The sequence below is a fragment of the Porphyromonas levii DSM 23370 genome (genome assembly GCF_000379925.1).
GTDB classification, from domain to species: domain Bacteria; phylum Bacteroidota; class Bacteroidia; order Bacteroidales; family Porphyromonadaceae; genus Porphyromonas_A; species Porphyromonas_A levii.
In genome coordinates this window covers 1-22,292 of the sequence record NZ_KB904203.1, presented here as the reverse complement: position 1 = coordinate 22,292, position 22,292 = coordinate 1, and the positions used below count along the sequence as shown (strand labels likewise).

General features: G+C 47.5%; 21 protein-coding genes and 1 pseudogene. 3 read left to right on the top strand and 19 right to left on the bottom strand.

The window, feature by feature from the left end:
* The first annotated feature begins 52 nt into the window (after positions 1–52).
* Positions 53–571: a sulfatase/phosphatase domain-containing protein gene (locus A3GG_RS13670; RefSeq protein WP_156808616.1), complete on the top strand. Its 519-nt coding sequence runs from the start codon at positions 53–55 to the stop codon at positions 569–571.
* Between the two features lie 35 nt (positions 572–606).
* Here A3GG_RS13670 and A3GG_RS0100100 read toward each other — a convergent pair whose 3' ends face one another.
* The 9 genes from A3GG_RS0100100 to A3GG_RS0100065 form a co-directional block, all read right to left on the bottom strand.
* Complete coding sequence (locus A3GG_RS0100100) at positions 607–3,162, bottom strand: TonB-dependent receptor (RefSeq protein ID WP_018357310.1); 2,556 nt, start codon at positions 3,160–3,162, stop codon at positions 607–609.
* A gap of 11 nt (positions 3,163–3,173) precedes the next feature.
* Positions 3,174–4,004 carry a GLPGLI family protein gene (locus A3GG_RS0100095; RefSeq protein ID WP_033407986.1) on the bottom strand — a complete coding sequence of 277 codons (831 nt, stop codon included), beginning with the start codon at positions 4,002–4,004 and terminating at the stop codon, positions 3,174–3,176.
* Positions 4,005–4,136: 132 nt separating this feature from the next.
* Positions 4,137–4,325: a hypothetical protein gene (locus tag A3GG_RS13545; RefSeq protein ID WP_169333135.1), complete on the bottom strand. Its 189-nt coding sequence runs from the start codon at positions 4,323–4,325 to the stop codon at positions 4,137–4,139.
* 231 nt (positions 4,326–4,556) lie between these two features.
* Positions 4,557–5,618 carry a glycine N(alpha)-acyltransferase GlsB gene (glsB, locus tag A3GG_RS11445; protein ID WP_018357308.1) on the bottom strand — a complete coding sequence of 354 codons (1,062 nt, stop codon included), beginning with the start codon at positions 5,616–5,618 and terminating at the stop codon, positions 4,557–4,559.
* A 33-nt stretch (positions 5,619–5,651) separates the two neighbouring features.
* Complete coding sequence (glsA, locus tag A3GG_RS0100085; protein ID WP_018357307.1) at positions 5,652–6,464, bottom strand: 1-acyl-sn-glycerol-3-phosphate acyltransferase; 813 nt, start codon at positions 6,462–6,464, stop codon at positions 5,652–5,654.
* Positions 6,461–7,411: a riboflavin biosynthesis protein RibF gene (ribF, locus tag A3GG_RS0100080; RefSeq protein ID WP_018357306.1), complete on the bottom strand. Its 951-nt coding sequence runs from the start codon at positions 7,409–7,411 to the stop codon at positions 6,461–6,463. Before ribF ends, glsA begins: the two co-directional genes overlap by 4 nt.
* Positions 7,408–8,679, bottom strand: a complete 1,272-nt coding sequence (locus tag A3GG_RS0100075; protein ID WP_018357305.1) for a murein hydrolase activator EnvC family protein — start codon at positions 8,677–8,679, stop codon at positions 7,408–7,410. The genes ribF and A3GG_RS0100075 overlap by 4 nt, the downstream gene beginning before the upstream one ends.
* The gene (locus A3GG_RS0100070; RefSeq protein WP_018357304.1) at positions 8,676–9,542 is read right to left on the bottom strand and encodes a DUF4292 domain-containing protein; all 867 of its coding nucleotides are present in this window, start codon (positions 9,540–9,542) and stop codon (positions 8,676–8,678) included. The genes A3GG_RS0100075 and A3GG_RS0100070 overlap by 4 nt, the downstream gene beginning before the upstream one ends.
* The gene (locus tag A3GG_RS0100065; protein ID WP_018357303.1) at positions 9,529–11,238 is read right to left on the bottom strand and encodes a tetratricopeptide repeat protein; all 1,710 of its coding nucleotides are present in this window, start codon (positions 11,236–11,238) and stop codon (positions 9,529–9,531) included. The genes A3GG_RS0100070 and A3GG_RS0100065 overlap by 14 nt, the downstream gene beginning before the upstream one ends.
* Positions 11,239–11,894: 656 nt before the next feature.
* Here A3GG_RS0100065 and A3GG_RS0100060 point away from each other — a divergent pair.
* Positions 11,895–14,054, top strand: a complete 2,160-nt coding sequence (locus A3GG_RS0100060; RefSeq protein WP_018357302.1) for an elongation factor G — start codon at positions 11,895–11,897, stop codon at positions 14,052–14,054.
* A 91-nt stretch (positions 14,055–14,145) separates the two neighbouring features.
* Here the strand turns inward: A3GG_RS0100060 and crcB are convergent, their stop codons facing one another.
* From crcB to rplM, 10 genes are all read right to left on the bottom strand, one after another.
* On the bottom strand, positions 14,146–14,511 hold the full coding sequence (gene crcB / locus A3GG_RS0100055; protein ID WP_018357301.1) for a fluoride efflux transporter CrcB: 366 nt from the start codon (positions 14,509–14,511) through the stop codon (positions 14,146–14,148).
* A complete protein-coding gene (locus A3GG_RS0100050; RefSeq protein WP_018357300.1) occupies positions 14,508–15,221 on the bottom strand; it encodes a murein L,D-transpeptidase catalytic domain family protein in 714 nt (237 codons plus the stop codon). Before A3GG_RS0100050 ends, crcB begins: the two co-directional genes overlap by 4 nt.
* A gap of 4 nt (positions 15,222–15,225) precedes the next feature.
* Positions 15,226–15,930, bottom strand: a complete 705-nt coding sequence (locus tag A3GG_RS0100045) for a YjjG family noncanonical pyrimidine nucleotidase (RefSeq protein WP_018357299.1) — start codon at positions 15,928–15,930, stop codon at positions 15,226–15,228.
* The gene (locus A3GG_RS0100040; protein WP_018357298.1) at positions 15,930–16,814 is read right to left on the bottom strand and encodes a Cbp1 family collagen-binding glycoprotein adhesin; all 885 of its coding nucleotides are present in this window, start codon (positions 16,812–16,814) and stop codon (positions 15,930–15,932) included. The genes A3GG_RS0100045 and A3GG_RS0100040 overlap by 1 nt, the downstream gene beginning before the upstream one ends.
* Before the next feature lie 2 nt (positions 16,815–16,816).
* The gene (rsmI, locus tag A3GG_RS0100035; RefSeq protein ID WP_018357297.1) at positions 16,817–17,542 is read right to left on the bottom strand and encodes a 16S rRNA (cytidine(1402)-2'-O)-methyltransferase; all 726 of its coding nucleotides are present in this window, start codon (positions 17,540–17,542) and stop codon (positions 16,817–16,819) included.
* 4 nt (positions 17,543–17,546) lie between these two features.
* Positions 17,547–18,179, bottom strand: coding sequence for a hypothetical protein (locus tag A3GG_RS0100030; RefSeq protein ID WP_018357296.1), 633 nt, complete (start codon positions 18,177–18,179; stop codon positions 17,547–17,549).
* Between the two features lie 174 nt (positions 18,180–18,353).
* Positions 18,354–19,178 carry a translation elongation factor Ts gene (gene tsf, locus A3GG_RS0100025; protein ID WP_018357295.1) on the bottom strand — a complete coding sequence of 275 codons (825 nt, stop codon included), beginning with the start codon at positions 19,176–19,178 and terminating at the stop codon, positions 18,354–18,356.
* A gap of 163 nt (positions 19,179–19,341) precedes the next feature.
* Positions 19,342–20,208 carry a 30S ribosomal protein S2 gene (rpsB, locus tag A3GG_RS0100020; protein WP_018357294.1) on the bottom strand — a complete coding sequence of 289 codons (867 nt, stop codon included), beginning with the start codon at positions 20,206–20,208 and terminating at the stop codon, positions 19,342–19,344.
* 144 nt (positions 20,209–20,352) lie between these two features.
* The gene (gene rpsI, locus A3GG_RS0100015; RefSeq protein ID WP_018357293.1) at positions 20,353–20,739 is read right to left on the bottom strand and encodes a 30S ribosomal protein S9; all 387 of its coding nucleotides are present in this window, start codon (positions 20,737–20,739) and stop codon (positions 20,353–20,355) included.
* Between the two features lie 16 nt (positions 20,740–20,755).
* The gene (gene rplM, locus A3GG_RS0100010; protein WP_018357292.1) at positions 20,756–21,211 is read right to left on the bottom strand and encodes a 50S ribosomal protein L13; all 456 of its coding nucleotides are present in this window, start codon (positions 21,209–21,211) and stop codon (positions 20,756–20,758) included.
* An 854-nt stretch (positions 21,212–22,065) separates the two neighbouring features.
* Here rplM and A3GG_RS13805 point away from each other — a divergent pair.
* Positions 22,066–22,292, top strand: a pseudogene (locus A3GG_RS13805) (IS982 family transposase); the annotation flags it as partial.

Below are 22,292 nucleotides of genomic sequence, written 5' to 3'. Positions count from 1 at the left end.
GCTATAGGGGAGAGAAGTTGTTTGTTATAAGACCGTAAGAGACTGTTGCACGGTGGCGAACTACTGCGTTACTTTCGACATTCGGCTTCGGTCACGTACGAGAGTACGCTCCCGTCAGCTTAGTCTCAGTCTCAGTGCCTTGTATTTCACCACCGTGCAACGTCTAAGCCGATTTGATTGCAAATCGGCGAGAATGGTACTTCGTGCAACATTCGCATTTTGGGACTTCTTGCCCACATTCGCTGAAATTGCGGGCGTAAAGACTCCTGCCAATATCGATGGGATCTCCATGCTGCCTACGTTGCTAGGTGAGGAAGCGATGCAGAAGCAGCACAGCTACCTATATTGGGAGTTTTATGAGCTAGGTGGGTGCCAAGCTATCTGCGTGGGAGATTGGAAGCTTATCCGTCTCAATGCTAAGCAACCAAAGGAAAGCAAGCTCGAACTGTATAACCTACGTCATGACCCTGGAGAGCTATTCGATTTGTCGCAACAATATCCTGAGGTAGTGGCGTCGCTACAAGTTCAATTGGATTCAGCTCGTACACCGAGTGAAGTGTTCAAGTGGTGATGACTCGATAATATCCGCATACCATAATCTGTGTGTCATAACGAAATAGTGAAGTCAAAAAATACCTCTCTTGGGCGTATGTGGAATATGGAGTAAATATCTGTAGTCGATGTCTGCCACCTCCTCTGATATTGATTGTTCCCAAAGATGTTTCTGCAGGAGAGTCTGAATTCGTATCTATCCTTCTTGTAGCTAACGTGTGCATCAGTGAATACATTGCCTTGTATGCTCTTGTCAGTGTAATGGTAAAATTCGCTCTTACTCCCCAGTTCTAGATTCTTTAGCGGGAAAATAAATAATTCGAGTGCATGCGAGAAGGAAGTGATGCGGGGGTTAGCGATAGACCGATCCGCTTTATTGGCCTGTTTATAGCTCATCATCTTACTGGTTACTTCGTAAGAAATGACCTTCGATGGTTGCATAGAGACGGCAAGGCTAAGTTCGCTATTCTGCATTTGCCAAGGCTCTTTCTTATCCCTCATCAGTAGGTAGTAATCACTCCAAAGCTGTCGTCCCTTGAGGGTAATTAACGTCCTCCATCTAAAGAACGACTTTGCCAAGTTCGCACTTAGTAAGTAGCTAGAAGCGTCGTACCGTTGTTCAGTAGGTGTTTGTCTATATATGGAGGATTGTAGAGTACTATGGTATAGCACCTCATTCGTTCGCCTATTCCACGAAGCATTGATACTTGCAAAATACCCCTTGATAGGACGTTGATACTTAAGCCCTAGAGCTACTGCGTGATTACCTCTATGCTCCAAACTCCCAGTATGAGCTGTGACCACTCTATAAGAAGTGTATATAGGTGTGCGGTAGATAGATGTAAGACCATCGGGATACTCGAAGTAATTATAGGAGAGTGAGGCAGTAGAGTTGGCACTGTACTCATACTGTATGAATAGGCTAGGCTGAAATGTAAACCTTCTCTTCTTCGTTGCTCCATACTTTTGCCATAAGAGATCGCCCTTTAACGTTGCTCTTAGAGCCAGTGCATCCTTTCGGTAGTTCACACCTGTCGAGATATACCAATTCTGCTGGGTATACCTTTCTTTGCTATCTACCTCAGGGTACTGTACGTCTATCTCTTGGTGCTTCAGTTGGTACCCTATGCGTTGGTTTAGCATAAAACCTTTAATGGAGTGGTTGAATGCTACATAATTATCCGAGCTAAATGCCGATATCTTCAGGTGCTCACTAAACCCCTGCGCAGTCAGTAACTGCCCGGGGAGAGAACTATAGGTACTAAGAGAAGCCCCCTCGATGGTATTTCCATTCTTTAGGCGATGTATGATCTCAAAGTCCTCCGTAACATAATATTTCTTGAGTACTACATTCTGCTCTACCTGTTTTTGTTGCAAAAGAGAGGTTCCCTCGCTCCTGTCTACTGTAAAGCTGCCATTTATGCGGTTGTTGATATAGTTCCGCTCCTTATTAATTTTGTAGGTCAGTTCCCCTTCCAACCTTTTTACCCTCGAGCCTACACTACTCTCCTCAGAAAGGATGCTTCCCTCATGTTCCAGATACTTCGTTACTTGAGAAGAGTTACCTCTTTCTTTATCCCAAAAGTAGGAGAGTTGAAAGCGGAGATCATTATCATTCTTAGTCTTTATTAGATGGTTGGTAGTGACGAGATGTGATTGATTAAAAGTAGAGCGTCCCCTTTCTATCTCTGCTGCGGGAGCTACTAGCCTTCTCAGTAGACCTGCCTCCTTCTGATTCCCCCGTAGTTCCGTCACTAGGTCATGGACCTCTCTTGTGATGTCTTTTCCAGTGTTATCATACTTGTACATAGAGAGGTTCTGCATTTGCCGTCCAAATATCATCCCCATCAGACGCCCGCTGTAGAGCATCTCTTTTTCTCCTTGTGCTGTGCTCCCTATCCCTGCATTCAGAATCCCCGTCCACGCATTCTTTACCTCGTCCTTTAATATAATGTTGAGGGCTGCTTGTTCACTAAATTGTACACCCTTTAGACTCCTTATCGGCTGGTGGTTTTGCAGTATTTGCACATCCTGAATCTTGTCAGCGCTTAAGTTCTCACTCGCTTGTGCATATTTAGATCCGAGTAAGTCAAGCCCCTCAATATAGAATTTATTGATTGGCTTCCCTTCAAAGGTAATTTGTCCATCTGTGCGAACAGATAACCCTGGCATCTTTTTTATCACATCGGCAATACTCCTGTCCTGACTAAGCTTAAAGTTGGACACACTGTATACCAGTGTATCTTGCTTCTGCCTAACTCTCTCGGGAGTGACATTCACTTCACGGAGCTCAAAAGTGGTACTCTGTAGCTTAATATCCATCCCACTCCTAAACTCTTCTATCTTTATGCGTCTCGTCTCGTACCCCAGCAACATAAATCCTATTGCTATTGGGTTTGCAGCCTTTTTCGTCGTTATCTGGAACCTCCCGTCTACCCCAGTAAAAGCATATCCTACCAGGGTCGACTCCGTACGATAGAGCATGACATTGACATCTTGTATAGGCACCCCTTTTTCATCCACTACTCGTGCACTGTATATAGTTTGTGCGCTAGAGCTAATGGAAATCAGTGATAGTACTATCGCTAGATAAAATGGGAGCAAACGCATACCGTCTAGGATTACTCTTTTTCTAAAAATAGTGTCACCCTCTCTGGATAGGTAATGTCATTGCCGAACCTATCTTTCCCTCGAGTCTTAAATCCGGTCAACTTCTCAAATAGCGCATCAGGCGATTTCCATAATAGCTTCATAAGTTCACGGTATTCCTGTTTGCTGCAATCCACGTATTTTCCCTTGGGATAGAAGAGGGTTTCATTCTCCACTCGCTCTATCTGTGTGCACGTAAAGGCGAATAGACCTTCGCTCTCCTCTGCATGCAGAATAAGCCCAGGCAATCCGGTAAGCAGCCAAGGACCATCGCTATAAGGTATCTCGGTAGTAAACCAAACCGTCCAATGCCGACCTCGGAAGTCGGTCTCGGCTTGCTGACAGTGGTAGTCTGCGATGATACTATCCTTGGGCACCAAAGTCCATTCTGGCTTGCTCATCGGCTCTGTATAGCGCAGATGCTTAAAGGTTTTCTCGGTAAAGGTAAGCCGATTAGTCGTAGGATAGTTTCTCCAAACCTGATAATTCAGGTTTGTCCTTGGGTAGCCAGCCCGCTCGCAGGCATTCATCACATCTCCCGAACTACCTCCTTGTGCCAAAACCTGTTCCTTAATCAACTCCCTTTGGACATTATTAAGTCCATAGAAGTGGGAGATCTTGCCACCGATATCCAAGATGGCTTCATCCTCAAGAGCTTGTTTCTGCCCTTCAAATTGGTGGTACTTGGTAGAGTAGTGGACTCTAATCTGCACCTTCTCTTTTCCCTCTCCCTTTGCAGTGTAGGATGTACATACCATTGTGGAGAGAAGTACTAATCCGAAAATAACTCTATCTATTCCCATAGGTAATTTGTTATAAAATGAATTAATAGGGAGAAGGGATAGGGCGGAAATCACACCCCTTCTCCCTTTCCTCACTTTTGAGTACACACAGCAAATGAAATTGTGTGTTAAGGTCTTGTTAAAGTCCCTTGATTACTTGTACGATGTGCCGCAGTCGATGTTCGAATAAACATCGATATAGTCACAAGCGTCTCCAGGGGTAGCATTGTCAGGAATCTGACGTACAGTGCCACAGTCAGTAATGATATACTGTGGTGTTGCTGAGGCTAAAGCGGCAGAAGCAAATAAAGCAACTGCTGAACACAATAAAAACTTTTTCATGATTTTTAGTTGATATTACTTCCTACTCTATAAGCTTTTCGGATTCCGCTCCTTTTAGCAGTATGGTCTGTTTGTCATGTGACTAGCTAGATGTTAATCTCTACAATTTTATGTTTCAAAGAACTTTGCTCCATAATTTATGTGTTGTCCCTGCAAATGTAGTAATTACAAAGCATTAAAACCACATTGCTCTAAATTTTAACTATTATTTTATTAAACTTCTCTGCCGCTTCACTCTAGGTGGGGAAGTATATGCTGAGGGCTTTGGTGCTCCTCGTCCTTATTGAGACGCTTTAGGCGATTTTGAATACGACGAATCAAGCGCTGCGAAAGTAACCGAGGAGCGTCACGTAGAAAACTATCTATGTGGCGCTTCTTTTTGTCTGGAGTAATCTCCTCTATCGGTACTAGGATACACGCCTCCAGAGCATTGCCAAAGAATGGATTGTAGCTCGTACCGAATACAATTAATCGGTCTGTAAGACTGATATAGGCATTGACCAAGGGCGGAATGGCTGTCCCCATTTCCCTAATCGCTTTGTTCATAGCCTTGTAGTCTGCTTTGGCATCCTTCCCCTTGATAATCTCCTCAAGTTCTGTGGTTGGTGTTTGGTAGGGGATTGGGAACTTCATCCTAACCAGTTGTTCACGTGGCTTGAAGTAAGTGGCAAGATAATAGTAGATGAGATCCCGAGCCTTGATATTGTAATTCTCGTACATTGTCATCTTGCCAAAGAAGTACTGGCAATCATCGTGCAGTAACGTGAGCGCTCCCAGTCCGTCCCAAAGATTATCGAGCGTAAAGATAGACCTAGGTATCTTGCCTTTCCCCGTATTCTGTAAGTCATTACGTACGAAGCTACGCCCTAGCTCTATTGTTTTGGGGAGATACTCATCGATAAAAATATCGGTAAATTCGAATAGTTCGCTACTCGATAAGTGCACAGAGCGAGTGCCGTCGGGAGACGTCTCTATTGCATGATCGCAGACAATGTAACGATACCCACCTAATATCTCCTGAGCATGCGGATCCCATACGATGAGTTGCTTGTATCCATCGGGCTCGATATCGTACTCATCTATATCTGCAGCCTTCCCCGAACCCGCCCCAGCAGGGCGGAAAGCCGCCTCCCTTAGTCGCCCTATCTCTAGCATCGTATTGGGCGCTTCGTGGGCGTGAAAAGCGTACAGCTCGTTTCCAGCACGGTTAGTCTTTCGGAGCAATAAGTCCTTATTCAGTTCGCTCCTAATAATTCTTGGGTCTATTGGTGGTATGATATCGGCCTGTTTCATACGCTGTCTCTTGTCACTCGTTCAACATCTTATTTATCTATACCTCTCGGGGAAATCGTAGAGGCTATCTCTAAGTTTATTGGCGTACTCAGCCCCATGATCTAGCGGCAACTCCTCAGGTGCCATTGGCTCTCCTACGATAATCTTAAAGTGCTTGCCCTTGGATCTAAACATCTCGTCGGGCAGCAAGATAAGTTCTAGTGGAAACTTTAGCCCTGCCTTGATTCGTCTTCTAGCCCACTTATAAAAGCGAGGGCTATTCTCTCCTTCGAAGAATAGTGGGGTCACGCTGCGGTTACTTTGCTTCGCCATTCGGATAAAACTAGGTTGCCAATCGAGGTCGTATACTTCCCCCTTATTATTGGTTCTACTTACCATGCCCGAAGCAAAGGTGAGCACCTGATCTTCGCTAGCCAGAGCTTCATTGATTTGGCGTATCGAGCTCCGCGCTTGCTTGCCATATTTATTCACCGGTAAGAAGATATCTCCAAACTGGTAGACCGACATCAAGACATCATTTACAGGAATCTTTAGTCGTCCATCGTATATATCCCCAAGCATAGCGCAGTAGATGATACCATCTACCCCACCTAAGGGGTGGTTGCTGACAAATAAGGTCCGTTCGTGAGGTGCAGGGAGTCGCTCTGAGCCGATGATTTCGCAAGAGATACCGAGGTAATCCATGATGCGATGCCCCATAGATACGCCATCCACCTCCTCCTGCAGCTCCATCATCTTATTGAGTTCGTCCTCATGTACTAGTCGCTCCAATCTCTTTAGCGCACACTCGGGAACCCAGCCCTTGTACTTACTCCTAACTGCCGCCCGAACGTCTATCCTTTTCATAATGCCAAGGGATGTGTCCTAAAGAAGTGAAGCGTGGATTCAGCATCTCTTTTGAGCTGAGCTTCTAGTGCTTCCAGTCCTTCAAACTTCTGGTCGGGGCGGAGAAAGCGCCTAAAGGCAATCTCTAGCTCCTCCTCATATAAGTTCCCCTTGAACCCAAATAAGTACGCCTCAATCCTATAGTGCACTGCTCCATTAGGGATTATGGTAGGGGTGGAGCCGTAGTAAGACATTGCAGGGAATACCTGATTACCTCGCTTCACCTCCGAGATATAAACCCCCACTTCGGGTAGTGTTACCTTATCGTCGTGGGGTACTATATTGGCAGTAGGGTAGCCGATTGTCCGCCCTATCTGTCGTCCCGTTTGCACCATGCCTACTATGCTATAAGGTCTGCCGAATAGGCGCTCCGCTTCCTCAAAGTTGGCATTGGCTATGAGCGCTCTAATACGAGAAGAGCTTACCGTCTCGCCCTCCACCATAAAGGGTTCCACCCTACGGATTGTAAGCCCTAAAGCTTCCAAGCGAGCGTCAAAGCCCTCTCGCACCTCCCCTTCTATCCGTTTGCCAAATCGATTGTCGTACCCCAGCATCATGCCTTCTAGACCTGCTGAGATAAGAGGGCGGATAAACTCCTCTGCCGATAACTGAGAGAGCTCTCGGGTAAAGGGTAGAACCAATAGGTGGTCTATGCCCAACCGTTTCAGCTGATCGATTTTCTGGTGGAGGGAGATGAGTGTACGGGGTTGGGGGGTATCGGGACGCAGCACCGACAAAGGGTGCTCAGCCATAGTAATAACTAGGCTCTCCGCACCAAACTCACGTGCCATATCTCGTGTTGCGCGCACCAAGTGCTGATGCCCTAAGTGCACCCCGTCGAATAACCCCAAGGTCGCTACAAGTTTATTCCCTTGGGGAAGCTCATCTATAGAGTGGTATAATTTCATCTTCTAATCCATTGCTCGGGGTTAAGTTTGGTACGCTCCTTCCATACTTGGAAATGTAATTGCGTTATCCCTCCTCTGTCTGGATCGGCATATATCTTACCAAGTGCCTGTCCTGTCTTCACCTTACTACCTTTAGTTACATATACACTCGTGAGATTGCTATAGACCGTGAGGTAATTACCATGGCGCACAATCACACTATTATTGTAGCCCTCCAGCGCAAATATTGTGGTTACTACACCATCAAATACAGCCCTAGCTTCAGCGCCACTAGCCCCTTGGATATCGATCCCATTATTCTGTACTTGCACATGGCGAAGCCCAGAATGTTGTTGTACTCCGTAGTGCCCTACCACGTGTCCGCTTCCTGAGATTGGCCAAGGGAGCTTCCCTCTGTTGTCTGCGAAGTTGGCGGAGAGCTTTGTCTCCTCTGCCGTCATCGCATAGCCCCCCTTTGTCGCTGCCTTGCGCTTTGGCGCCTTAGTCTGTTGGGCTGCTTCAGCTTTGCGCCTAGCCTCCTCCGCCTCGCGTATCTCCTTGGCGATTTGTGCCTCTATCTGTCTATTGAGCGCCTGAGCCTTTCTTTGCTGATTGGCTAGTTCCTTCCTGAGTTTCCCTTCTTGCCCCTTCAGAGCCTTAACCTTAGTGGCTACCTTCGATTTATCAGCCTCTATGCTTCTTTGCTCCTGCTCTCTATCCTGCAGTAGCGTAGCTTTTTGCTGGCGCTGTAGTTCTAGTTCGGTCTTCTGCTTATCCAGCTTCTGGCGAAGCTCCTTTAGCTTCAAGCCCTCCTGTCTCTGCCAAGTGGCATACTCCTTGAGGTACCTTGCCCTTCGTAGTCCTTGGGCGAAGTCCTCTGCTGCCAGTATAAAGAGCAACTGATCCTTCACGCTACTTCCCCGCTGTAGCGCCCTTAGCGACTCCACATAAGCCTCTTGCCTTTTATCGAACTGTGCTTGTAGCTTTGTAATCTCCTGCTCTAGCTGGTAGAGCCTATGGTCGGTCGCCTTTATCTCACTGCCCAAAGCATCAATCACCCCTTGGCGCGACTTTATCTGCCCTTCTAGGAGCGTGAGTTGCTGTAGCTGCTCCTTTACGGACGAAGCGGTACGCTGTAGCTCCTTATCTACCCGAGCTATCTCGGCTTGCAGCTTCTTGCGCCTCTCCTCCAGTCTTTGTACCTCTTTTGACTTCTGCTGTGCAGCAACCCCTAGAGGCATAGCCCCCAGAAGTAGTGCTACGATTATCCATCTCCAAAGTCCTTTCATAATTTGCTCAGAATATTGATGATATCCTCTAGCGTCACATTATTGTAGCCACTTGGAGGAGTCGTAGAGACCTCCTGTGCTTTTGTCGTATCTATACGCTCAAGCGAGAAGTGTATCATCGCGTGTTTTGCAGATGCTCCTGTGCTCTTTACCTCCATCTGAATTGTAGAGGGGATAGGGCGCATCCCCTTCCGCTCGCCTACGGTGACAAAGTCGGAATAGGTCATTAGAGCCTCTCCTTTGCCTGGGATCACTACCGAGGTGGATACTAGGTTGAGTCCCGCATCAAAGTGGTGGGTAATGCTATTGCCACCAGGGCGAAGCTCGTCCTTAAACGTGTATCCGCCCTCATTACGGGTGAAGCGCATCCGCTCGAGTGCTGAGGCACCACTCTCTACAAACCCAAAGGGACGGTGCTGTATCGCTGACTCTACCATCTTGAGATCGAGCCCTACAGAGGAGACAAGGCTCCCTAGGTTACGACGGACGCCTCGCTGGTGGTAGTACATTTGGTTCATCCTGTCCACGAGCAGTACCTCATCCTGAGCTACGGAGAGTCTGCCAGCTTCCATAAAGGAGAGCGGGCGTACCGATACTTCGAAACCCTTATCACGCTCGAGATACCACCGCATACCTATACCAGAGAGGTTAAGCTCCTTTTCTCCATAGTCGACATACAGAGAGATAGCTCCCTTGGCATTGATGATAGGGTACTCCGTCATCGCCTTGTAGGCTTGGATAAACTGCCTTTGGGTAAGCTGTCCGCTACCTACTGTGGATATGCTTCTCATAGAGGTGCCACAGCTAGCGAGACCTATGGTGAGCACTAGGCATAGTACCGAGATATATCTACTTCTCCTCATTTTGTGCCTCCTTTATCTTCTTAATCATTCCCTCGATTGTCGCCACCTCTCCGCCATTCTCTAGAGCCATGCGCAGCGCTTCTAGTGCCTTATCGTACTCCCCGAGAGCTGTCAGGATATCGGCGTAGTGCTGGAAGTAAAGGGCATCGGGTGCTTCTGCCTTCTCCAGAGCACGCTCCATGTAGATGCGTGCTAGAGGATATGCCTTCTTGAGGTAAAGTATCCAAGCGTAAGTGTCTAGGAACGATGAGTTTTCACTATCATTCTTCACCGCTTCACTGGCCATCTCCTCTGCTCTATTGAGGTCTTCGGGTGTGCCATGGGTAGTCAGAGCATAGGCATAGTTGTTGTATGCTGAAGGGATGCCCTTAGCCACGGCTATTTCAAAGTACTTCACCGCACGCTCCCAATCTTTATCGTACTCCATGGCTAGTTCTGCTCCCATAAGAGCTAATTGCCCATAGAAGCGATCTTCCTCTGGTACCACCTTTAGCGCTTTCTGGATGCGTTTATTACTTGAGATGGTGTCGCCATTATTGATATCTAGAAGGGCAGAATAGAGGTGCACGAGTCCGTCTGTAGGGATAGCCTTCAGCCCCTTATCCGTAACCTTGCGCAGTCCTACTGAATCCTCTACCGAGGCATAGCGCTCGATAAAGTAGTAGTAGGGCGAAGGGAGTTGAGTCCCGTTCTCCACCAACTTCATCAGTAGTTTCTCGCCCTTGATACTGTCGGAAAGGAGGAAGTGATCATTGGCTTCGGCAAGTACCAGCTGATCCACTTCGGGGTAAATCTTCTGCAGTTCTTGCTCTATCTCTATTAGGGTAGGGAGTAGGGCAGTGAGGTTATTCGTCATACTCCTCGCACTAGATAGGAGCTGTTGGGCGCCCACGGGGTCACCGCCTTCGAGGGTAGCGATACGTAGAATCTCCGACTTGATTGCTTCATTGCGCCCTAGGTTGGCATTGATGCTTACAAAGAGCTCCGAGAGCTGGATGTTTTCTGGGCTAAGCTTTTGAGCTTTTTCGAGTAGAGCCAAAGCCTTCTCTTCCTTGCCGGCATCGGCATAGATACTTACCAGCATCACTGCGGCTATAGGCTCACCTGGGTGAACTGCTAGGTAGGTCTCCAGTAATTGCTCTGCCTCTACTTCCCTGTGGAGTTGAAGGAGCATTTGTGACTCCTTAAATATAACTGCGACATCTCGTTCGTCACCCTGTATTTTCTGTATTGTAGCGAGCGCTTTTTCTACTTGTCCCGACTCCTCATAGACCGATATAAGCGTACGGATTAGGAGCTTATCATTGGGCTTGAGCTCTAAGAGCTTATCGGCAACGCGCTCAGCCTGTTCCCACTCTTTATAGTAAAGAGCTTGGCGTAAGAGCCCCATGCCTGTCTGGTAGTCATAGCCAGAGAGGCGGAAGCTCTCCTCCATTACTTGAAATCCCCATTTACGGTCTACGTAGGTGATGAGTGGCGCCAAGTCCTCAAGGACTGCGGGCTGGGACGGATCCACTAAATAGGCCATCCACAGGTGGTTAAAGCGCTCCGATTGCATTGGCGCCCCTGATACTTGGAGCGCTCTCGAGAAGAGACGATTGCTCACCACCTCATCTTTGGAGAGCTTATCTTGTGCTGCTAATGGTATTGCGCTCAGAAGAATAAACGCTGTCCACGCTGCCCTCTTTATATTCATAACTAATCCTTTTTCCATATCCCAAAGTCGGCAAGGAATAGACCTCGCCATAATAACTCGGTAAATATACCAATTTTCCCCCTATAGTGCCTGCAGGAGACTCCCTTGTGACTGGAAGAGAAGTCCTAAAGACTAGTGTGTCGGATTCGGTGTAGCATGAGATTTGTGTCTTGAGGTCTAGCTTATTCTTCGTTTTTCGCATCTTCCTGTAAATTAACTCGATGCGCTTCTCTCTATATACCCTTGAAAACGGCTCAGGCGAGCGCCCGTTTTGTCTCGCCTGAGCAACGAAATTTATTCCTAGGAATAAATTTATTTATCTGTACAAATAAAAATATTTATTCCTAGGAATAAATTTCGTTGCTCGCCTTAGTCGCAAAGGGTGCATTAGGGTCTTCAAAAAAGGGAGAACGTAATCAATCCTTTTATTCGCATTGACTACGTTTTCCTTCGATGTATGATAGGATAGGCGGATGAACTACATATAATGATTTTTAGAGCGGAAGTACAAAAAATGGGAAGGGATGTTGTCTATTTCGTAATAATTCTGTAACTTGGGCAATCGAAGCTAGGAACCGGTAGCGATTGGCTACTTAGCTCGATAATTGATATGCAGAGAAAACAAAACGAATAACAAACCACTAAAGACTGAAGACATGAAGGTATATCAAACAAATGAGATTAGGAACATCGCCCTCCTTGGTAGCTCCAGGTCGGGCAAGACCACTCTTGCTGAGGCGATGCTCTATGAGGCAGGCGCTATCCAACGCCGCGGTACAGTAGAGGCAGGTAATACAGTAAGTGATTATTTCCCAGTGGAGAAGGATTACGGGTACTCAGTATTTTCTACCATCTTCTCTGTACCGTGGCAAGATAAGAAACTCAATTTTATAGACTGTCCAGGGTCGGACGACTTCGTAGGGGCTACCGTGAGTGCATTGCACGTAACGGACTGTGCGCTGATGGTGATCAATGCCCAGTATGGACTAGAGGTGGGTACTATCAATCAGTTTAGATATACCCGTAAGTTCAAAAAACCAGTAATCTATATCGTCAATCAGCTGGATCACGAGAAGGCAGACTTCGATAGCTGCTATGCTCAGCTACAAGACCACTACGGTACCAAGGTGGTAGCAGTACAATTCCCTGTAAATTCGGGTAGTGCATTTAACCAAGTGGTGGATGTACTGAAGATGAAGCTCTATCAGTGGGGTCCTAATGGCGGTAAGCCTGAAGTGCTGGAAATCCCTGCCGAGCTGATGGATAAGGCAATGGAGTACCACCAAGCACTAGTGGAGGCTGCTGCCGAAAATGATGAGGTACTGATGGAGAAGTTCTTCGAAGCTGGTACACTTTCTGAAGATGAGATGCGTGCCGGTATTCGCCAAGGTCTCATCAATAGAGATATGTATCCGGTATTCTGCGTGAGCGCGGCTAAGGATATGTGTGTGCGGAGGACGATGGAGTTCCTCGGCAATGTGGTACCTACAACAGACTTACTGCCTCCGTTTGTTGCTAATGGTGATATTAAGGTAGAGGCGGATAGCTCTGCACCTGTGAGCCTCTATTTCTTCAAGAGTGCAATGGAGCCCCATATCGGTCAGGTAGACTACTTCAAGGTAGTGAGCGGTACCCTTACAGAGGGTATGGATCTGATTAATCTGGATAGGAATGAGTCTAAGGAGCGTATCACACAGTTCTTTGTCCCTCAGGGCGCTAATCGCGAGAAGATTTCTGAGATGCACGCTGGTGACATTGGCGCTGTGGTAAAGATGAAGGATGTACGGGTTGGCAATGCCCTAAATGCTAAGGATTGCACCTATACTTACCCTGCTATCGAGTATCCTGCACCTAAGTTCCGTCGTGCTATTAAGGCAGTGAATGAGTCGGAGTCGGAGAAGATGACTGAGGCACTCCACCGTATGCACTCCGAGGATCCTACTTGGATTATTGAGCATAGTAAGGAGCTGAGACAATTGATTGTGCATGGTCAGGGAGAGTTCCACCTACGTACGCTGAAGTGGCGTTTGGAGCACAATGATAAGATACAGATAGAATTTGTAGAACCTCGTATCCCTTACCGTGAGACGATTACTAAGATGGCGAGGGCAGACTACCGCCACAAGAAGCAATCGGGTGGCGCTGGGCAGTTCGGTGAAGTGCACCTTATTGTGGAGCCTTATGTAGAGGGTATGCCGCTGCAGAGTAGCTATAAGTTTGGCGGACAGGAGTACAAGATCAATGCTAAGGATACTCAGGAAATCCAACTAGACTGGGGCGGTAAGCTCGTCTTTGTGAATAGTATTGTGGGTGGTAGTATCGATGCCCGCTTTATGCCTGCTATCTTGAAGGGTATTATGTCTCGTATGGAGCAAGGACCACTTACTGGATCGTATGCTCGTGATGTACGTGTCATTGTATATGATGGTAAGATGCACCCTGTAGATAGTAATGAGGTCTCCTTCATGTTGGCTGGACGTAATGCCTTTAGTGAGGCGTTCCGCAACGCTGCTCCTAAGGTGTTGGAGCCTGTATATGATGTGACGGTGGCTGTGCCTGCCGATTATATGGGCGATGTAATGAGCGACATGCAGGGTAGGCGTGGTATCATCATGGGTATGGAGAGCCAAGCCGACTATGAGGAGCTTAAGGCAAAGGTGCCTCTAAAAGAGCTATCTAGCTACTCTACGGCACTAAGTTCGCTTACTGGTGGACGCGCTTCTTTCACTATGGCGTTTGCTAGCTATGAGTTGGTACCTGGCGATATTCAGGAAGCACTTATCGCAGCTCATGATGTAGAGGATGCTGAGGAGTAAGGCCCTCTTTCCCTATTCAATAAAAGACGGCTACGCAGCACCCAAGAAGGGACTGCGTAGCCGTCTTTATCTGTATGTACTGGCTTCTTCTTTACTTAGTGGCTAGTAACCCTAGTGTTAATGCCGCAAAGGAGAGCACCACGGAGAGTAGGGGGTAGAGGAAAGCGGTGAGGTATTGCCCCTCAGATAGCACTCGGAAGAGATCGAGGCTAAAGGTGCTAAAGGTGGTGAAGCCACCGCAGAAGCCTGTGATAAGAAGTAGGCTCCAAAGGCTATTACCCAAGCCATGTCGCTGTAGATAGCCGTAGAATAGCCCGATGAGTAGACTACCGACAATATTGACTAGTAAGGTGCTTCCCCAAGAAGGAGCATTGGTATGCTGTGCGAGTAGTAGCGAGACGCAGTAGCGCGCTACTGCGCCAATGCCACCACCAAGAGCTACGTAAAGGAAGGTCATGAAGCGGTAGAGGTGGTATGGGGCTCTATGAGCCGACTCTTAGCGAGGTAGGTAGGGTCTTCGGCGTAGATGAAGAGTAGGCTCCCGCCTTTGATAGCGTCGATGATAGGCTTATTTAGTGCCTCAGGGAGGGCAGGGCAACCGAAGCTCCGCCCTAGTCTATTCCCGCCATGGCATACCGTAGGATTAGCGTATCTAGCGCCGTGGATTACTATCGCACGTGAGCGAGCATTGTCGTTGAGCCCACTCTCTAGTCCATCGAGACGAAGCGAGTAGCCGTTATTGCCTTGGTAGGTTTCGGCTGTCAGGTAAAAGCCCAGGGAGCTTTGGTGGCTATTGGGTTTATTGGAGAAGGTGGTAGCATAGAGCTCTCCGCTCCCTCGTCCGTGGGCAACTACGCTCTCGAAGAGGAGTTTCTTCTGTTTCATGTCTATCACATAGAGCCTTTTCTCATTGGAAGGCTTGGTGAAGTCAATAAGGGTGAGGACATCGCGCTTGCGCCCTTCTATCTGTTGGTATCCACTGAAGGCGGTACGGAATATCTCTTCATTTATCTTCCCCTCAAGACCTAAGCCTTCGTAGAGGAGGCAACAACTGTCTACGGACACCGTCTCTTGGTCGGGTGTCACTGGCTCTCCTTCCTTAACCGGTGTAGCACTAGCTATTAGGAAGAGTGCTCCTATGCATAGGGGTAGTATATGTCTCTTCATTCGTTTATCTCCAGAGTTGTGATGGAATATCAGATAAGTGAGTGGCTACCTGTACAGGGTAGCGTAGTTCTGCTTGGGGCATAGGAAGGTTCGATGGGTTGAACCATATACTTGGCAACTTGGCATTCTGTGCCCCTTGGATATCGGCATCCCAACTATCGCCTACCATGATGGCTTCGTCTCGGCGTGTATGGGTCTTACTCAGAGCGTAGTCAAATATCTCTTTGTAGGGCTTACTGACTCCTATCTGTTCGCTCAGTACGACCTGGTCAATGTAGGGCGCTAGCCCCGATACCTCCAGCTTACAGTGCTGCACCTCTATGAAACCATTGGAAATGATCACCACTTGGTAGAGCGTCTTGAGGTATTTCAGTAGTTCAATAGCACCATCAATAAGACCGGTCTTATGTGAGGAGAGGTGCAGAAAGTGCTTGTTGAGCTCTAGTATCTCGTCCTCACTGTAGGATCTGAACCCTACAAGCGGTTGGGTAAAGCGCCGCAGTGTAAGCTCGTGCTTGGTGATAGCTCCATGGCGGTAGAGCCGCCATAGCTCCTCATTGTTGGGGTAGTACTGCTGCCAGAAATCATCAAAAGAGGCATATCCACTGCTCCACCCCTCAGAGTGGTAGAGCTCGTGGATTGCCTCTTTATTGTTTTGCTGGGTAGCCCAGAGCGTATCGTCTAGGTCTATCAGTATGGTCTTGTACACTACAAGATAACCTCTACTACAAGGTTCTTACCACGACTCCAGAAGCTCTCAGTATTTTTAATCTTGAGGATAAGGTTCTTATTACCGTCCTTGATGAGCTCGTATGAGCTACTTGGGTGGTCTGTGAGGAGCTTCGCCTTAGGTGCGAATAGAGGAATCTCGTCTACCTCACGGATGTCGATGCGCATCATGTAGTCTTTGTTGTAACCCTCAGGGAGTACCTCTGTGCGGCTAAATAGACCACCACCCTTGATGATACCCTGCTCCTTAAGCTCGGCATTGGTGCCGAAGCAGTAGTAGGCAGTGTGGAGACGCTTGTCTTGGCTCGCAATGGTGCGATCCTGAAGCGCAATAGTTGTCTCCTGCATCCCCTTGGTCTCGTTTAGGTCACTAATCTGAGCGCCTTGTACGTTTATCAAAGAGTCGCGAGATGCAAGTGCAGCAGTCATTTGGGCAATGGTATTCTCCTTCTGCACTATTTGCTGCTGTAACTGGCTAATCTTCTTATTGAGGCTACTGATATTGATATCCTTCTTCTTTAGCTCATCGAGCTTCTTCGCTAGCTCACTCTTGCTCTCCTCTAGAGAAGAGGTCATAGAGCGAATGTCGTCGAGCAATTGCTGACGATCGTTCTCGGAGAACTCTCCTCTGGCCTGTCCCATACGAAGTTTGTTCTCCGCTGCATTTACCTTGTTTATCTCAGTCTCCACATCCATGATGAGCCCGAGTACACCCTCTAGCTCTTGCTGGCTGCGAGTGTTTTGTACCAATAGAGAGTCGTAGCTTGCTTGTAGCTTGCTATACGAAGACCCTTTACCATCACAGGCGGTAAAGCCCAATACCATAGTCGAAGTGACGGCCACTAATGTTATGATACGTTTCATGTTCAATTTTCTTTAAAATTGTTCTTATACTTGTTTTGGTGCACCCGCTCCTCCTTAGTCTTAGGAGCGACCAACACCACTATTTCTCCTAATGGTTCATGCTCACTATAGTAGGTCAGTACCTCTGCTACGCTACCTCTCTGAAACTCCTCGTAACGTTTGCTTATCTCTCGAGCTACTGCCACTACTCTCTCCTCTCCCAGTATTTCCTTTATCTCCCCCAGTAGTTTTACTAGTCGCTTAGGCGATTCGTAAAAAATAGTCGTCACCTCCCGCTCTAATAGTCCCTCAATTCGGCTCTGGCGTCCTTTCTTATTCGGGAGAAAGCCCTCGAAGAAGAAACGTTCACTTGGAAGCCCCGATGCCACTAGTGCGGGGACAAACGCTGTTGCCCCTGGCAAGCAGGTTACTTCCAAAGCTCTCTCAAGGCAAGCCCGTACCGCCATAAAGCCCGGATCCGATATCCCAGGTGTGCCAGCGTCCGATACCAAAGCTACTCTTTCGCCTTGCTCCACTCGGTTGGCTACCTCCGTAGCCATGTTGTGTTCATTATGAATATGAAAACTTCGTAATGGGGTTGTTATCTCATATTCTTGAAAGACCCTCGCTGTAGTACGTGTATCCTCGGCATAGACGATATCTGCTTCTTTCAGTAGTCGAATGGCACGGAGCGTAATATCCTCCAGATTGCCTACCGGTGTAGGTATGACTACGAGTGGATGTGGCATACCTTTATCGGCCGTGTTCCTGTATGAAAGTCGCTAGCAACTTTGCCGACTCTTCGTCTTTCCCAAAGCCACGTACGTCATATAGGTAGTGCTCCACCTGGCTCCAGCTACTCATTCTCTCTACCTCCTCAAGCATTTCTATGAGGTCTGCCTGATTGCCAAAGAAAAGTTCGTTGGCAAAAAGGTACTTGTCAGCAATCGTAAGGTTGTCAATGAGGTCGAAGTGAAGTGCAGGCTCGAAAGCCGACTCCAATACTTCCTCTGAGCCACGCGCTACAAATAGTTCGTCTATCTTCGCTTCAGGATGAGTTTTCGCTATGAAATCCAATATTGGCTCCTCGCTAGGTGCCTCCATAGGTTGCTCTTCTCCTCTCACAAAGTCGAGCGTATTAAGCTCTTCAAGGCTAGAAATCCCTGAAAGGGAGGGGTTGGACTTCGCTAGAGACTCCAGCTCTGCGGCAGTCTTCTCACGGGCAGCAACGGCGACCTTAGTTGCGGTTGTCGCAGACGCCGCTTTTGCATTTGCCTCCGTCTCTCGCACGAGTAAGTCAGCGACCTCCCGACGTAGTAACTGCAGCTCCTCCATCATCTGATCTATCCTCTGGAGTAACCCTTGTTGTTCTCTACCGTTCTGCATACCTCCAAGTTTGTTCACTCAACCTTATTATTGCCCTATTGTGCAAAAGTACTAATAATTTCCTAATCTCCAATACAGAGCTCTTGGCATGGCGGCTGTATTGAAAATAAAGTAAAGGCAAGCAAGCCGTTTGGCTTACCTGCCTTACTGTCTATCTCAGTATAAGAGACTGGATTAGTCTTGGTTGAGGTTGAAGCGCTTGAAGGTAGTTACGCTAAGGGTCTTAGACGCTGCCTTTAGTGCATCTCCTACATTCTTCTTATCCTCGGCGAATACGAACTCCTGCTTTAGGAGGGTATTCTCCTTGTAGTACTTCTCTAGGCTACCCTGAGCGATACGCTCTAGTAGGTTCTCTGGCTTACCTGCCTCACGAGCCTTATCCATAGCAATCTGAAGCTCCTGCTGCTTGATGTTCTCTGGTACACCAGCCTCGTCTACTGCTACTGGGTTCATAGAAGCGATCTGCATCGCAATCTCCTTAGCAAACTCCTCGTTGACAGCCTCATTGAAGCCTACAATTACTCCTAGTTTGTTACCAGCGTGTACGTAAGATGAAACTACAGGAGCGGTGAACTGCTCGTATGAGCCAATCTCCATCTTCTCACCAGTTACACCAGAGCGCTCAGTGATATGAGCCTCAATAGTGAGACCATTGATCTGAAGTGAGAGTAGTGCCTCAAGATTAGCTGGCTTCTCTGCTACCGCCTTGTCTAGGATCTCCTGAGTAAGCTTGATAAAGTCCTCGTTCTTAGCTACGAAGTCGGTCTCGCACTTGAGTGCTACCATCGTAGCTACGCCATTCTCTGCATGCGTAAGTACGCATCCCTCAGATGCCTCACGGTCAGAGCGCTTAGCTGCGATAGCCTGACCCTTCTTGCGGAGAATCTCCATTGCTTTCTCCTGGTCGCCAGCTGCCTCTTCAAGAGCCTTTTTTACGTCCATCATACCCGCACCAGTGAGGTCACGTAGGTGCTTGATGTCTTGCATTGATACTGCCATAATTCTTTCCTATATATATGTGTGTTACAAATCAAACTTGAAAGCACCTCCTTGTCCCAAGGAGTATCGCTCCAGTAGGGCAAAAAGGTGCTTTATCCTTGTGCATCCAAATTCCTTAGCTCTTTATTGCTATATCCATTTGGTATTGCCTACTGTGCCTAGCTTACTTCTCGTCTTCGTCCTCACTAGCGAACTTGCCAGCAAGACGAGCGTTCATGGCATCGTTGTCCTCACGCTTGATGCGCTCGCGACGAACGCCCTTGCCACCACGGCGACGACCTTCGCCTTCGCCCTCACCTTCAGCCTGCTGAGCTGCTGCTCTCTCATCGGCTACAGCAATCTTACGCTCCATAGAGCCTTCCTTGATTGCCTCAGCCATTGCACCTACGATAACATCAATAGATGTAGTTGCATCGTCGTTAGCTGGGATTACGAAGTCGATATCCTTAGGGTTGGCATTGGTATCGCACATAGCGAAGATTGGAATACCTAGGCGAAGTGCCTCGCGGATAGCGATATGCTCGTTGCATACGTCTACTACGAAGATAGCAGAAGGGATTGCCTTCATGTTCTTGATAGAACCGAAGTTGGTCTCTAGCTTCTCACGCTGACGAGTGATCTGTAGCTTCTCGCGCTTAGAGAGGTTCTCAAATGTGCCATCGGTCATCATCTTATCGATGCTGTCCATCTTGCTTACAGTCTTGCGGATAGTAGGGAAGTTGGTGAGCATACCACCGGGCCAGCGCTCGGTTACGTATGGCATACCTGCTTCCTTCATGTGCTCTGCGATGACATCCTTAGCCTGCTTCTTAGTACCTACGAATAGGATGGTCTTGCCCTGCTGAGCCATCTTCTTGATAGCCTCTGCAGCTTCCTCTACCTTAGCCACAGTCTTGTGGAGGTCGATGATATGAATGCCATTGCGCTCCATAAAGATGTAAGGAGCCATAGCAGGGTTCCACCTACGGGTGAGGTGACCGAAGTGCGATCCAGCCTCTAGGAGCTGATCAAATGTTACCTTTGTAGACATTTCTTTTTTTTCTTTCTTTTTAATTGTTTAGTTCCTCAATCGTCTTGAACCCAGCTTCGGAAGTAGGGCTATGCAGAGTGCATGAACCATCTTCCGAGCTTAGAATCTAAACGAGTATCTCTTGCCGAGTACCAGTACCAGCGATTAACGCTTAGAGAACTGGAATCTACGACGTGCACCTGGCTGACCTGGCTTCTTACGCTCTACAGAACGTGAGTCGCGAGTCATGAAGCCCTCTGCCTTGAGTGCAGCCTTATCCTCTGGGTTGATCTTGACTAGTGCGCGAGCGATACCTAGGCGAGCTGCCTCGCTCTGACCGGTATAGCCACCGCCCTTAAGGTTGATCTTGATGTCGTAGTTGCCTTCTACACCTAGCTTAGCGAGTGGCTGACGTACTACGAACTGTAGGAGTGGATTAGGGAAATAACCCTCAATCTCCTTGCCATTGATAGTGATCTTACCGCTACCAGCACGTAGATAGACACGTGCTACAGCCGCTTTTCTTCTGCCTAAAGCATTGATAATTTCCATGTCTTGTTCTTTCTACTTATCTGGTTTTGATTTCGATAGTACGTGGCTGCTGTGCCTCGTGCTTGTGCTCTGCACCCTCATAGATATAGAGGTTCTTGAGTAGCTGTGCGCTGAGCTTATTCTTTGGTAGCATACCCTTTACTACCTTGCGGTAGAGCGCGTCCCAACCGCGAACCTTCACCATACGCTCTGGGCTCATCTCCTTCTGACCACCAGGGTAGAGAGAGTAGCTGAGGTACTTGCGCTCGGTCCACTTGGTACCAGTAAGTACTGCCTTCTCGGCATTGATAATGATCACGTTGTCGCCACAGTCTACGTGAGGAGTGAAGCTAGCCTTGTGCTTGCCTCTTAGAATCTTAGCTACCTCACTAGCCAAACGACCTAGTGAATGTCCTGTAGCATCCACTACTACCCATTCCTTCTGCGCAGTTGCCTTGTTAGCAGAAATGGTCTTATAACTCAAAGTATCCACTATTATTTACTTTGTTATTTTGTTTTACAATCAAACTGGAAGTGAACTACTTAGCCAACGGTAAGGGCGTGAGTGCTAATCGACTCCTTGTATTTGTTAGGAGTGGGTACCCGAACCAAGTCCAAGCCAATACTTCTCTCTTGATAATAATCGGCTTGCAAAGATACCAATATTTCGCTAAGTACCAAAGGTATGTGTTGCACCTTGCTTGTGTCGTTTTCGGTTGTTGGGCTTCGGGAGGTGTGTAGTACCTAGTCTTCCATTTTTCCCTCCCCTGAGGGACTTAAGTCCCTCAAGGGAGAAACTCCAGTCCCTCAGGGGAGAAACTCCAGTCCCTCGCAGGAGAAACTTTCTTCGCTCACGGGAGTACCCAAATGGAATTGCGCTATTGTTCATGAATTATAGGGCTCTTCACTTCGAGCTAGATTAATAGAGTTTGATGCATGAAAGTAAACTACAGCGTTGCCTTAGGTATTTAGGCTTGCTTCCGTACCAAAGGGTTACTCCCGCTGTCCTCAGTCTAAGCGCTTTGTATGTTACCTCTTTGCATAGCAATATCCACTATAATTAGCTTCCGAAAGATGGATAATCCTTGCGGTAATTCATTAATTTTGCGGAGGAAAAAATGCCAAGTTGTTATTCTTCTATTCCTCCCGTGCCCAATACGATCTGGTCGGGATTAAGCATAGGTATCTATATTAACGTGAGTTCGACCTAAGAAAAGAGACAAAAACGAGAGGCAAAAATTTGCTCTAATGGACTAAAATAGAGGTGATTATATTAGGAAAAGTGGTGAATTATCTGTATCTTTATAGTTGATAATCAAGAAGATAAACAAACAAAACACCACTTTTATGTTCACAAATATAGTCGAAGTTTTTTGCATTATAGATGATTTCTCCAAAATGTTTGATCAGGCAATGACAGCTCATTCGATCGAAAACGGGCAGGCAAAGACAAGGAGAAATAGAAAGTTCAAGATGTCAGACAGTGAGGTGATGACCATTCTCGTNATGTTTCACCACTCTCATTATCGTGATCTGAAGTCCTTCTATCTGAAATACATTTGTACACAGTGTCA